At 64.2% G+C, this 13,411-nt stretch carries 10 protein-coding genes; 3 read left to right on the top strand and 7 right to left on the bottom strand.

All coding sequences use genetic code 11. The features are described from left to right. Position 1 precedes the first annotated feature (1 nt). Entirely contained in the window at positions 2-1,594 is a 1,593-nt protein-coding gene (locus BV071_RS16415; protein WP_052573502.1) for a sodium/solute symporter, read from the top strand. A gap of 8 nt (positions 1,595-1,602) precedes the next feature. Here the strand turns inward: BV071_RS16415 and BV071_RS16410 are convergent, their stop codons facing one another. From BV071_RS16410 to rsgA, 6 genes are all read right to left on the bottom strand, one after another. After that, on the bottom strand, positions 1,603-3,051 hold the full coding sequence (locus BV071_RS16410; protein ID WP_035609386.1) for a DUF1501 domain-containing protein: 1,449 nt from the start codon (positions 3,049-3,051) through the stop codon (positions 1,603-1,605). 4 nt (positions 3,052-3,055) lie between these two features. Then, positions 3,056-6,541 (bottom strand): PSD1 and planctomycete cytochrome C domain-containing protein, encoded by a 3,486-nt coding sequence (locus tag BV071_RS33105; protein WP_265594518.1) that lies wholly within the window; start codon positions 6,539-6,541, stop codon positions 3,056-3,058. 165 nt (positions 6,542-6,706) lie between these two features. After that, positions 6,707-7,096, bottom strand: coding sequence for a hypothetical protein (locus BV071_RS16395; protein WP_035609383.1), 390 nt, complete (start codon positions 7,094-7,096; stop codon positions 6,707-6,709). 10 nt (positions 7,097-7,106) lie between these two features. Next, positions 7,107-7,802 carry an SGNH/GDSL hydrolase family protein gene (locus tag BV071_RS16390; RefSeq protein WP_052573446.1) on the bottom strand — a complete coding sequence of 232 codons (696 nt, stop codon included), beginning with the start codon at positions 7,800-7,802 and terminating at the stop codon, positions 7,107-7,109. A gap of 38 nt (positions 7,803-7,840) precedes the next feature. Continuing rightward, the gene (locus BV071_RS16385; protein WP_035609381.1) at positions 7,841-8,272 is read right to left on the bottom strand and encodes a rhodanese-like domain-containing protein; all 432 of its coding nucleotides are present in this window, start codon (positions 8,270-8,272) and stop codon (positions 7,841-7,843) included. A 26-nt stretch (positions 8,273-8,298) separates the two neighbouring features. Beyond that, a complete protein-coding gene (gene rsgA, locus BV071_RS16380; protein WP_035609378.1) occupies positions 8,299-9,417 on the bottom strand; it encodes a ribosome small subunit-dependent GTPase A in 1,119 nt (372 codons plus the stop codon). Positions 9,418-9,530: 113 nt separating this feature from the next. On the opposite strand from rsgA, the gene BV071_RS16375 reads away from it, so the two are divergent. Next, complete coding sequence (locus BV071_RS16375) at positions 9,531-12,428, top strand: PVC-type heme-binding CxxCH protein (protein WP_052573445.1); 2,898 nt, start codon at positions 9,531-9,533, stop codon at positions 12,426-12,428. A 9-nt stretch (positions 12,429-12,437) separates the two neighbouring features. Here BV071_RS16375 and BV071_RS16370 read toward each other — a convergent pair whose 3' ends face one another. Beyond that, positions 12,438-12,884 (bottom strand): MarR family transcriptional regulator, encoded by a 447-nt coding sequence (locus tag BV071_RS16370; protein WP_052573444.1) that lies wholly within the window; start codon positions 12,882-12,884, stop codon positions 12,438-12,440. A gap of 57 nt (positions 12,885-12,941) precedes the next feature. Here BV071_RS16370 and BV071_RS34775 point away from each other — a divergent pair. Then, a partial coding sequence (locus BV071_RS34775) for a DoxX family membrane protein (RefSeq protein ID WP_265594517.1) occupies positions 12,942-13,411 on the top strand: 470 nt, incomplete at its 3' end.

Genomic DNA, 13,411 nt, shown 5'->3' with positions numbered 1-13,411 from the left:
GATGCTTCTCTCCGCGATTCAATTCACGCCCGCACTCGGGATGTTCCTCGCCTTCGTGGCGCTCACCCTGGTCATCACCTGGCTTAGCGCTCGCAAGGCGAAAGGTTCCGCCGCCTACTTCGCCGCCGGCCGTAGCATCAAGGGCTGGCAAAACGGTCTGGCCGTCGCCGGCGACTACATGAGCGCCGCCAGCTTCCTCGGCATTTCGGGGATGATCGCTTTCAAGGGCTACGATGGCTTCATGTATTCGGTCGGCTTCCTCGTCGCCTATCTCACGGTGCTATTGCTGGTAGCCGAGCCGCTGCGCAATGCGGGCAAATACACCATGGCCGACCTGCTGGCCTACCGCATGAGTCCCCGGCCGGTGCGCGCGATGGCCTCGCTCAGCACCCTGATGGTCTCCACCATCTACATGATTGCCCAGATGGTCGGTGCCGGTGGCATCATCAAGGAGCTGATCCACATCGAATTCGCGCCCGCCGTGATCGGCGTGGGCGTGCTGATGCTGGTCTATGTCGTCTTCGGTGGCATGCTCGCCACCACCTGGGTGCAGATCATCAAGGCGGTGCTGCTGATGGGCGGTGCCTTCGCCCTGAGCTGGCTGGTGCTCGGCAAGCACGACTACAGCCTCACCAAGTTCTTCACCGCCGTGGGACACGCCGACTATGCTGGCACCGCTCCGCCGAAGAACCTGCTTGATCCCGGGATGAAATACGGTGCCTCCGTGAATCCCTGGGGACCGCTCGACTTCATCTCGCTCGCGCTTGGCCTAGTACTCGGCACGGCGGGCCTGCCGCACATCCTCGTGCGCTTCTACACCGTGCCCGATGCCAAGACCGCGCGTGTCAGCGTGGCTTGGGCGATCGGGGTGATCGGTGTCTTCTACATCCTGACCACCTTCTTCGGTTTCGGTGCCGCCACCGTGCTGCCGAAGCCGGACATCATGATCGGTGCCAAGGAGAACACCAACATGGTCGCACCGATCCTCGCCAAAGCGCTCGGCGGCGAGTTGTTCTTCGCCTTCATCAGCGCCGTGGCCTTCGCCACCATCCTCGCAGTGGTCGCCGGTCTCACGATGAGTGCCAGCACCTCCTTCGCTCATGACTTCTACTCGAATGTCATGAAGCACGGGAAGGACACGGCACCGGAGACCGAAGTGAAGGTGGCGCGCATCACCGCCTTCTTCGTCGGCGCGGTCAGTATCGGCATCGCCATCAAGATGGGCCCGACCGCGAATGCTGCTTTCCTCGTTGGCTTGGCCTTCGCCGTGGCCGCTTCGGCGAACTTGCCGGTGATCCTGTTCTCGATCTTCTGGAAGCGCTTCAATACTGCCGGTGCCGTGGGTGGTCTCGCCACCGGTTTGGCTTCCGCGGTGATCCTGATCCTACTCAGCCCGAATGGTATTTTCGGCAAGGAAGGCGCGCTGTTCCCGCTGGAGAACCCGGGCATCGTCAGCATCCCGCTAGGCTTCCTCGGAGCCTACCTGGGCACCATCTTCTCGCCGCGTGATCCCAATGCGGAAGCGAAGTTCGCCGAGCTCAACTTCCGCGCGCAAACCGGCCTCGGTGCCGAGAAGGCGAGCAGCGGGCATTGAGGGCCGCCTCAGGCCATTAGGTCCTTCACCACACTCCCATGCACGTCGGTCAGCCTGAAATGGCGGCCGGCGTAGAGGTAAGTGAGGCGCTCGTGATCGATCCCGAGGCAGTGCAAGATCGTGGCCTGCAGATCGTGAACATGGACCGGCTTGTCCACCACATGATAGCCGAGATCATCCGTCTCGCCGTAGCTCTGCCCGCCCTTGATGCCGCCGCCCGCCATCCAGACGGTGAAGGCGGAGGGGTGGTGGTCGCGGCCGAGTGAGCGGCCGAGGGTCGGGTTGGTCTCGACCATCGGGGTGCGGCCGAATTCGCCGCCCCAGACCACCAAGGTCTCGTCCAGCAAGCCACGCTGCTTCAGGTCCGCGACCAAGGCCGCGCTCGCTTGGTCGGTGGCCTTGCACATGCTGCTGTGATTCCCGGCCAGGTCGGAGTGAGCGTCCCAACCTTCGTGGTAGATATTGATGAAACGCACGCCGCGCTCGACCATGCGCCGCGCGAGCAGGCAGGCGCGGGCATAGGACGGCTTCTTGATGTCATCGATGCCATACATCTTCAGCGTGGCCTCGCTCTCGCCGGAAAGGTCGGTGAGTTCCGGCGCGCTGTGCTGAAGGCGGAAGGCCATTTCGTGCGCGGCGATGCGGGTGGAGATCTCCGGGTCCCCCACGCTATCGAGCTGCATCCGGTTGAGCTCGGCGGTGACATTGATCGTCTCGCGCTGGAGCGTGTCATCAACACCTCGCGGGCTGGCGGTGTTGAGAATCGGATCGCCAGAGTTGCGGAAACGCACGCCGGAATAAATGGTCGGCAGGAAGCCGCTCGACCAGTTCGCCGCGCCGCCGCTTACACCCGCACCGGTGCTCAGCACCACGAAGGCCGGTAGGTTCTCGTTCATCGAGCCCAGCCCGTAAGTCACCCATGAGCCGATGCTGGGGCGTCCCGGCTGGAGGAACCCGGTATTGAAGAAGATCTGCGCCGGCGCGTGGTTGAACTGGTCGGTCTTTACCGACTTCACGAAGCACAAGTCATCGGCGATTTTGGCGGTGTGCGGCAGGAGTTCGCTGACCCATGCCGCGCTCTGGCCATGCTGCGCGAACTTGAAGCGCGACGACATGACCGCAGCGTCCGGGCGGATGAAGGCGAGGCGCTGCCCACTGGTGACCGATGGCGGCAGCGGCTTGCCATCCAGCTTCGCCAGCTCCGGCTTCGGATCGAAAAGATCGAGCTGCGAGGGCGCGCCCGCCATGAAGAGATGGATCACCGACTTTGCCTTGCCGCGGTAGTTCGCGCCGATCGGCTCCGGCGATGCGGAGAGAGTCTGGATCATCGCGTCTCCCATCAGGGAGGCGAGGCCGATCTTGCCGACCCCGAGCCCGCACTCGCGCAGGAACCAGCGGCGGCTGACCGAATTGCCGGGCAGATGCTGCCTCGCGAAAAGTGAGTTGTGGCAGTTCATCGGATCAGTTCTTGGTGATGGTCTCGTCGAGATTGAGAAGGATGCGGGCCACCGTCATCCAGGCGGTTTCGTCGTCGCTCGAACCGGCGGGCATCAGCTCGGCAGTCTTCAGCTCGCCCTTCGAGATGCGGTCGAGCTGGCTCTTGTAGAAAGTAACGAGAGTCCCGACCTCGCTGGCCTCAGGCGGCCGGGTCAGGCAGCGCTGGAAGGCATAGCTCAGCTTCTCCTCGGGCGTCGCGGATAGTGCTGCGACCTTCTTGCCGAGCACCTGCGCGGCCTCGAAGAACACTTCGTCATTCAGCAGCACCAGCGATTGCAGCGGTGTGTTCGCATTCTCGCGGCGGGCGATGCAGGCCTCACCGGTCGGCGCGTCGAAGGTGATCGAGGAAGCGAAGGGTGCCGAGCGCTTGGAGAAGATGTAGAGGCCGCGGCGATAGCGGTCCTCGCCTTTGCTCACATCCCAGGACATCCCGCCATAGGCCGCTTCCGTGACGCTGTTAGGCTGCGGTGGCCTCACCGAGGGTCCATACATCTTGTGGGAGAGCAGGCCGGCGGCGCTGAGCGAGAGATCCCGGATCATCTCACCTTCCACGCGGACGCGCGGTCCACGCGCGATCAGGCGATTCTGCGGATCCTTCTCCAGGAGTTCGGGCGTCAGCTTCGAGCTCTGCTTGTAAGTCGCGCTGGTGACGATCAGGCGGTGGAGCTTCTTCATCGACCAGCCCTGATCCATGAAGTCCACCGCGAGCCAATCCAGCAGCTCCTGGTTGCTTGGCATCTCGCCTTGGAAGCCGAAGTCATCCAAGGTCTTCACCAGGCCGGTCCCGAAAAAGGCCTGCCACTGGCGGTTCACGGTGACACGCGCAGTTAGCGGATGGCCGCACGACACCAGCCAGCGGGCGAAACCGAGACGGTTCTTCGGCTCCTTCGGATCCATCGGCGGCAGGAAGGCAGGCACATCCGGCGTCACGGCTTCCGCCGGCTGCATGAATTCGCCGCGCTTGTGCAGGAAGGTTTTCCGCGGGTGCTGGGGATCGCGCTCCGCCATCGCCAGCGTCGGGGTGGAAGACAGCGGCTTCAGCATCGAGCGGATCTGGCCGCTGTATTTCGAGAGTTCCGGTGCGTTGAGCAGGAACTGGCGGAACAGCTTCTCGCGCTCATCGGCCAGCTTCCCGGCATCGCCGTTGGCGAGGACTTCCTCCAGCTCCTGCGGCAGGATGTTAGACGTGGCCTTGCCCGGCTTGGTGCTGCCAGAGAGACGGAACTTTCCGAGCGTCGCCGCATAGTGGCGGCCCATCCGCAGTTCCACAGTCAACTCACGGGCAGAGGGGAGGGGCTCGGCAAGGTTGAAGACAGCTTGGCAATCTTCGCCGATGCGGTCGCCCGGTCCCCAGCCTGTTAGGTCGTCTTCATCGATGGCCAACTGCGGAGTGCCGTCGTTGCTCGCCGTAGCGCTAGCGATTTTGATCTCACGGCCATCCGCCTTCACGATCATGTCGTAGAGCAGGAAATCGCCCTTGGGCCCTTCATAGTAGGTCCTGCCGGGTCCGTAAGCAGGCAGGCGCTTGTCGGCCAGCGCTTCCAGCCGGATCGCCGCGAGACCGGCGGGAGGATTTGGGAAAGTCAGGACGATGCGGTCGTCCTTCGTGGTATCCCCGGAGACGAAGACCGACTTGTCATCTTCAAGGGTGAGGATGGGTTCGTTCGACTCCATCTTCACCGGCTTGAGCAAGGTCCACGGCAGCGTCTCCGCGCGGGTCTTCGTCAGCCAAGCGTCGAAGGCGAGCTTCACGGCATTATCCGCACCGCGCTGGGCCTTGTCCGGCCCGTTCACCGAAAGGCGGACACGCCCGATGGTGTGCGAACCGCCGAACTCCTGAACCAGCTTCACCATGAAGTGAGGCGAGCGATCGCCGGCAACCGGTCGCTTGAAAGTGAAGCTGATATCCTTGTCTGCCTTGAGCGGCACGCCGTCCTGCTGCACCGCCCAACCGGTATCCAGCTTGCCATCGATCGCCGCGGCCGCCGGGAATCCCGGCTGCTCCACGGCCGCACTCGCGCTGGCAAGTTCAACCGGTTCCCAGGTCGCACCGGCCCGATCCGCACGGGTGAAGACCTGAATCTCACTTAACACGAAGTTCCCATGCGAGGTCCGCCCGGGACCGCCGGAAATGATCCCCGCATCAGTCAGCGCATCCAGGCGGATGCGATCGACCACGTGCTGCTTGGCATCGAAATACAAAGTGTAGGTGTCCTTGTTCGCCCCGGGCCCGCTGAAGAGCGCGGACTGGTCCGGCAGGATCGTGGCCTTCTCACCGGTGCCGGTCTCGACCGCGGCCAGATTCACCGCCGGTGGTGGCGGTGCAGGCCATTTGTCCGGAAGCGCTGCGATCAGATCCGCGACCTCCTTGTCCCGGGCTGCCTGGCGCTGGGCCAAGCTGGCATCCGGCAGCTCGTAGTTGATCTCCTCCGTGTTGTTCAGGAAGGCCATCAACTGGAAATACTCCCGGTGCTGGATCGGGTCGTACTTGTGGGTGTGGCACTGCGCGCAGCCCACCGTCATGCCCAGCCAGGTGATCCCGGTGGTCGCCACCCGGTCGGTCATGGCGTGATAGCGGAACTCCAGCGGATCGATGCCACCCTCTTCGTTGAGCATCGTGTTCCGGTGGAAGCCGGTGGCCACGATGTCATCGGGCGTGGCATTCGGCAGCATGTCCCCGGCGAGTTGCCGGATCGTGAACTGATCGAAGGGCATGTCCTCGTTGAGCGAGCGGATCACCCAATCGCGCCATGGCCAGATGCTGCGCTCGCGGTCCTTCTCGTAGCCGTTGGTGTCCGCATATCGCGCCAGGTCCATCCAGCGCCGGGCCCAGCGCTCCCCATAGGCGGGCGAGGCGAGCAAGCGGTCGACCAAGCGCTCGTAAGCATCCGGCGCCGTGTCCTTGATGAAAGCTTCAGTCTCCTCCGGCGAAGGCGGCAGGCCGGTGAGGTCGAGCGACACCCGCCGGATGAGCTGGTATTTGCCCGCCTCCGGGGAGGGCTTCAAATGCTCCACCGCGAGGCGCTTGCCCACGAGTTGATCGATCGGGTTCGTCCCCTCGCCGCCGGGCAGCGTGGCTTTCACCGGCGGCAGGAATGCCCAGTGGTCCTTGTATTCCGCGCCTTGGGCGACCCACAGGCGCAGCACCTCGCGCTCTCGCTCGGACATTTCCATCTTCGCGCTCGCGGGCGGCATGATCTGCTCCGGATCGCTATGAAATAGGCGCTTCACGAACTCGCTTTCCTCCGGCTTGCCCGGGACGATCGCGGCTTTCCCGGATTCCGCGGGGGCGAGGACCGAGGCCCTGAGGTCGAGCCGCAGCTTGCCCTTGCGTGCTCCTTCGTCCGGACCGTGGCACTTGAAGCAGCGGTTCGAGAGGATCGGCCGCACGTCCTTGCTGAAATCGACATGCTCCGGCTCCGCTGCTCTCAAGGGAGAGGCGAGTGCCAACAGCGGGAGGAAGCAGAACGGCAAAAAGTCTTTCAAAGCGAGGAGTGGGATGATCTGGCCGCCGATGTCGCGACTATCACACGATACGGAATCACAGGGCACGGATCTACCTATGCGAATAGGGAGGATTTCTCCCCGATATGTGTCGGACAGCCTTGGAGAAGCTCAGCCTGAAACCCGGATCAGCTTCGCCACTCCCCAAATGATCACCGGAAGGATCAAGATCAACCAGCCCGCGATGCGTGCCGATCCCAGCGACGGGCGCCCGCCCTTCATGGCCTCCCAATCGAGGGATCTCAAGGAGGGGCGAAGGCTGTGGAATTGGCTCAGCGCATCCGGCCACCAGATCGCGGCTACTCCCAAGCCGAAGAGAGCCGCGCCACGGATCGCGTAGCCCAAGCCAGAATTGTAGAAGATCAGCCCGATCCACAAGGCCGCCACCGCCAGGGCCGCGATCCGCTCCGTCCGCTGGCCGCGGTCCACCGCGTGGTCGCCCTGGCTATCGAAGCTCCACGAGGACTCCTCCCCGGAACTCGGTTTTTTCTCCGCAGGCATCGTCGCAACCCTACCTCACCCCGAACATCCCCGCAATCACCCGCGCGGCGATCTCGTGGCCCTTCTTGTTCGGATGATTCGCCTGCGCCAGGAGACTATCCTGGTTCACGCCGTGCTTCAGCTCGGCTTTCCACGCGGCCCACACGTCGGCCACCAGCACGCCTTCTTCCGCGGCCACCTTGCGGATGATCGCGGCGCGGATCTCCAGCGGTTCGGTCGGATCATCGATCTTCACGCCGCGCGAACCCGTGGGCGTCAGGAAGACCACCGGGATACCCTTTGCTTTCGCAGCTTGGGCCATGGAATGCCAGGCCTTCTCCACCTCGGCCTCTGGCACGCGGCGGTCGTTGAGCGCGTAGTCGATGAAGATGATGTCGGGCCTCAGGCTCAGCACATCACGCTGGAAGCGCGCCGCGCCCTTCACGCAGTCCTCGCCGCCGATCGCGGTGGTGATCGCGTTGATCACGGCGTGCGGATAGGCCTTCTGGATCTTCTCCATCGCCATCAGCGGATAGGACTCGAAGGGCTTCACCTCCGGGGTCTCGTGATAACCCGCCGGGACACTGTGGCCGTGGAAGACCAGATGGATCGTGCGATTCTTCGGCCACTCCTTCTGGAGCTCCGACAGCAGGGGCTGGGGCAGCGGCGATTCCTGTGCCGGCACGACCGAGCAACTCGCGAGGAAGAGCGGAAGGAGCCATTTCATCGCTGCTAGAAACGGAAGCTGCCGGAGGAAATGTTTCATTATTGGCCCTTCACCAGCGGCTTTCCGGCCTTCTCCCAGGCGATCACGCCGCCATCCAGTTCCAGAACATGGGCGAAGCCGGCGCTGCGCAGTTCCTGTGCTGCCTTGGCGCTGCGCGCGCCGCTGCGGCAGTAGACCAGCACCGGCTTTGCGGGATCCACCGCAGCCTTGGCCCGCCCGACCAGGTCCGGCTCGCCGAAGCTCACTCGCGTGGCACCCTTGAGGAAGCCGGTTTCCCATTCTTCCGCCGTGCGGACATCGAGCAGTTGGATGCCGGAATCGATTTCCTTCGCGGCCTCTTCCACCTTCACCGGGCCATCCTTGCTGGGAGCCTCCTTGGTGGTGGTTTCGTCATGCCCGGTATGGGCACGGGGAGAGCAAGAAACCTGCCCGAGCACCATCGCCACGGAAATCGCAATCAACCATTTCATGAGAAGTAGTATAAACGCCGGTCAATTCAGTCGCACTCGCCGCGTTCATCTTTCTCCAACTGAATCCGGTCATTGAGGTTGCGCGCTTTCACGCGGCTGTTGCGCTTCGCCCAGCGCTCGACCGTCATCTGGCGCTTCTTGATCTGCTTTCTCAGCTTGAGGATCTCATCGTCGAGCCGCAGGAAACTTTCCAGGCGATGCAGGTCTAGGGTTCCCACCGCGACCGCCGCGCGGATCGCGCAGCCTTTGTCGTTGCCGTGCTTGCAGTCGGCGAACTTGCATTCCAACGCCATGTTCTCGACGTCGGCGAAGCTCTCGCGCAGCGTCTGCTCATCGGTCCACATCTGGATCTCCCGCATCCCGGGATTGTCGATCAGCATGCCGCCATAGGGCAGGGGGACCAGCTCGCGGGAAGTGGTCGTGTGGCGGCCCTTCCCGGTCACCTCGTTCACATCGTAGGTGAACTGCCATTCCTCGCCGTAGAGCTGGTTTACCAGCGTGGACTTGCCCACACCAGAGGAGCCGACCACGCACATGGTCACGCCTTCCTTCAGGTAGGATTGCAGCACCTCCAGGCCTTGGCCGGTCAGTGCACTGGTCACGTGGACGTCCGCCTCCGGGCAGAGCGCCCGCAGTTCGTCCGCGCAGCCTTCGTTGTGGCCCGCCGTGAAAAGGTCCGACTTGTTGACCAGCACCACCGGCTTCGCGCCGCTGCGGCCGATCAGCGCGAAGTAGCGCTCCATCCGCCTCGGGTTGTGGTCGGGGCCGGAGTCGGTGACCACCGCCACCACGTCCACATTTGCGCCGATCACCTGTTCCTCGACGCTCTTGCCCGGCATTTTGCGGGAGAAGCAGGACTTCCGCGGCAGGCGGGCGCGGATCACGTGATCCTCGTTCTCGCCGCCCAGCTCGACCGCGACCCAATCGCCGACGGCCGGCAAATCTGCATCCGTCTCCGATTCGTGCCAGACCTTGCCGGAGAGCACCACGTCGATCTCCTCCACCTCATCCGCATCCTCCGCCACGAAGGCGCTGTAATTGATCGCGGTCTCGCGGATCAGGCGTGCCGGGACCCAGCCTTTCGCCGCGTGCGGGGCAAAGGCTTCTTCGAAAAAATCATCCCATCCCAGCTCGGCCAGCGTCATCCGCCGCCAGCCTAGGCGGGGAGCGGGCGGCTGTCGATAGTGGTGGAACGGGCCAGCTGGTGGAAAAGTCCGGCACTTTCCGCATGTAAGAGGAGATCGCCGCTTTCTTTTGCATGGATTCCCCGCGCTTTTCCGCCCTCTTGCTCGCCTTTGCGAGTTCCGCCATGGCTCTGGACACCTCGCTGGTGCGCGAATCCGGGCCACTCACGCCGGAGGAGGAGCTGAAGGGCTTCACCCTGCCGCCGGGCTTTTCGATCCAGCTCTTCGCCGCGGAGCCGCAAATCGACAAGCCGATCAACATGGCCTTCGACGCGCGCGGCCGCCTCTGGGTGACCAGCAGCCACGAGTATCCCTACGCCGCCAAGCGCGAGCGCTGGGCCGATCCCGAGGGCAGCCGCGTCGCCGATAGCCGCGATGCGATCCTGATCTTCGAGGACACCGACCATGACGGCCGGGCCGACAAGCGCACGGTTTTCGCTGACGGCCTGAACATCCCCACCGGGGTGCTGCCCTATGGCAATGGCTGCATCGCCTGGAGCATCCCGAATATCTGGTTCTTCAGCGACACGGACGGCGATGGCGTCTGCGATCAGCGCAAGATCCTCTTCGGCCCGCTTGGCTGGGAGAAGGACGTGCATGGCAACAACTCCAGCTTCCGCCTCGCGCCGGATGGCTGGGTCTATGCGACCCACGGCTTCAGCAACACCAGTGAGTTCAAGGTCCGCCCGGAGAATCTCAAGGGCCTCAAGCCCGGCGATCCCGGCACCGAACTCTCGCTGAATTCCGGCAATGTTTACCGCTTCCTGCCGGATGGCAGCCGCATCGAGCTCTTCAGCGCCGGGCAGGTGAATCCCTTTGGCCTCGCTTGGGACCAGCATGGCAATCTCTACAGCGCGGATTGCCACAGCGCGCCGATCTATCAGCTCCTGCCTGGCGCGGTGTATCCCAGCTTCGGCAAGCCGGATGACGGCCTCGGCTTCGGGCCAGTGATGATGCACCACACCCACTCCTCTACCGGGATCTGCGGGATCACCTACCTGACGGAGAACATCTGGGGCAAGGAATGGCAGGACCAGATCCTGATCGGGAATGTGGTCACTTCCCGCATCAACCGCGACCGCGTGAGTTTCAAGGGCAGCACCCCCATGGCCAGCGAAGAGCCGGATTTCCTCACCAGCGAGGATCCTTGGTTCCGCCCCGTGGATCTGCGGATCGGTCCGGATCACGCGCTCTACGTGGCCGATTTCTACAACAAGGTGATCGGCCACTACGAGGTGCCGTTGACGCACCCCGGGCGTGACCGCGAGCGCGGCCGGATCTGGCGGATTGTGAAGACCGATGGTCTTCCCCCGGCCGCGCAGGACACGGATGCAATCGCCGCGCTGCGCTTCAAGGCGCGCAGCGGGCCGCTTTCGGCAGAATCGCTGGCACAAGTGAAGACTTGGCTGAAGTCTTCGAATGTCTTTGAGCAGCGCGCTGCGGTGGAGGCCCTGATTCGTCCGGTCTCGGTCGACTGGTTGCCCGAGCTGATCGACCTGCTGGGCAAGACCCCGCTGGAAGATGAGGCCTTGTCCCAGCAGCTGAAGATCGTGATCCGCAAGCATCTCGAGTTGCCGGGCGCATTTGCAAAAGTTCCCGCCGGCTCGGATGCCCTTGCCTACATCGCCCGCTCGGTGAGGTCGGCCGATGCCGCACGCTACCTGCTCGATTATCTGCGCAATCATCCGCAGCCGCCTGCGGAGCTGGCCAAGTCCTTCACGCAGCTCGCCACCCTGATGCCCGCCGCGGAGCTGGTGGCATTCGCACGCACGCATTTCGAGAAGGACCCAAGCACGCAGGCGGATCTGCTCGTCGCCATTGCCGATGGCGTCCAGCAGCGCGGCGAACTGCCCGGCAGCGAGCTCACCAGTTGGGGCAATGAACTCGCCGCAGTCCTGCTGGATGCCAAGGAGCAGCCTAGCGCCTGGACCATAGTCCCCGATCCGAAATCACCCATCGCCCCTTGGACCCTGCAAGCGCGGCCCCGCCAGGGGGGTGGGGAAGCGACCATGATCTCCAGCCTGGATGGCGCCGGGGCCGAGCCCGAGGGCCGCATGGGCACCTTGCGCTCCCCGGCCTTTCCCGCGCCCGCGGAGTTCTCCTTCCTGCTCTGCGGCCACTCGGGTTACCCGGACAAGGCGGCCCACCCGCGGAACTTCGTCCGCTTGATCGACGATGCGACCGGCACCGAACTCCAGCGCGCCCTCCCACCACGCAACGATGCCAGCGTCCGCATCCGCTGGAATCTCGCCGCGCAGGCTGGCAAGCCGTTGCGCTTTGAGATCACTGATGGAGATGATGGCGACGCCTACGCTTGGCTCGCCGTGGGCGGCTTCGAGCCCTCTGCGATCAACGTGGACTCCTTCCGCCCCGGCAATGACCGCGGCACGCGTTTGGGACGCCTCGCGCTGCTCTTGAAATACGCCGCGCCCGCCGGCCTGCGCGATCGCCTCGCGGCCTACCTTCCCGCGCCGCCACCACCGCCGCCTTCTGCCATCACCCCGGAGATGCGCGCGGAAGCGGACCGAATCATCCAGCAGCGCGTCGCGGCCTTCGATCCAAAGACCGCCGACAAGACCCGCGGCGCCAGCGTCTTCTCTAACAACTGCGCCATGTGCCACGCCATTGGTGGCAAGGGCGCGCTGGTCGGGCCGCAGCTGGATGGCATTGGCAACCGCGGCGCCGCCCGCCTCTGCGAGGACATTCTCGATCCCAGCCGCAACGTCGATGCCCACTTCCGACTGCACATGATCACCCGCACGGATGGCAGCGCCTTCGCCGGCCTGGAGCGCGGCAGGGCAGGGGAGGTTCTCGTCTGCGTGGATGCCACCGGCAAGGAACAGCGCATCCCGGCTCGGGAAATCGCCAGCAACGAAGAAACCTCGATGTCCCTCATGCCGCCCTCCTTCGCGCAGGCAATTCCGGAGAAGGACTTCCAGGCTCTGCTGGCCTGGCTGCTAGAGTTCAAGTGAACCGCCCGGCTACGGTGAAGGTAGTAGAATCTTCCCGAATGCCGAGGAAAGGTTCGCAACGTCCGTGTCCGAAAGCGGCCCGGAGAAGTGCTCTGCGATCCCGGCCCGGTAAACCGGCCAGATTTGCTTCATGACCTCGGTGCCCGATTCCGTGAGCACCACCAGGAAGCCGCGCTTGTCCGTGGCACAGGGCTCGCGCCGCAGGTGGCCCTTCGCTTCCAGGCGGTCCACCAGGCGGGTAAGCCCGCTGCGGCTGAGCAGCACCTCCTCCGCCAGCGCGGCCATCCGCAGGCGCTTGCCGGGCTGCTCATGCAGCGCGAAGAGCACATCGTACCACCCCAGGGGAGGCAGCCCGGCTGCCGCCAGCTTGTCTTCGATCCGGGCGATCACGCGGGCATGAACCGTGAGCAGGCGCCGCCATGCGGCGATGCACTCGGAGCTGGGATTCTTCTTCACCAGGAAAGCCTGAAGAAATTTAGTTGCGCGTGCAACCAAATCGGCAAGTAGTTGCGCATGCAATTACATTTGCCTGCCTCGGAAGAGAAGTTGTCCGCCTATGCCGCGCTTGTCCTGCGTTTGGCCTTGGCGGCAGTCATGATCGCCCACGCCATGGCGAAGCTGCTGCTATTCACCCTACCGGGCACCGCGGCTTTCTTCGCCGCGCACGGCTTCCCGGGCTGGAGCGCCTATCCGGTCTTCGCCTTGGAGCTGTTAGGCGGCCTGCTGCTGGCACTGGGTTTCGCGGTGCGGCCGGTAGCCGCGCTGCTCATCCCGGTGATGCTCGGAGCTCTGCTGGTCCATCTGCCAAATGGCTGGATGTTCACCGCGCCGAATGGCGGCTGGGAATACCCCGCCTTCCTGATCGCCGCGCTCGCGGCTCAGTTCCTTTTGGGCAACGGAGCCCTTGCCCTGGCCTCTGCCGCTTGTGCCCGGACTCGCACCTGCAAAGCCCCAGCAGCGCTCAATCCCGCGGACGGAAATCA

Source organism: Haloferula sp. BvORR071 (assembly GCF_000739615.1).
Lineage (GTDB): Bacteria > Verrucomicrobiota > Verrucomicrobiia > Verrucomicrobiales > Akkermansiaceae > Haloferula.
The sequence above is the reverse complement of the archived record's forward strand: the minus strand, read 5'-3'. Positions and strand labels throughout refer to the sequence as shown.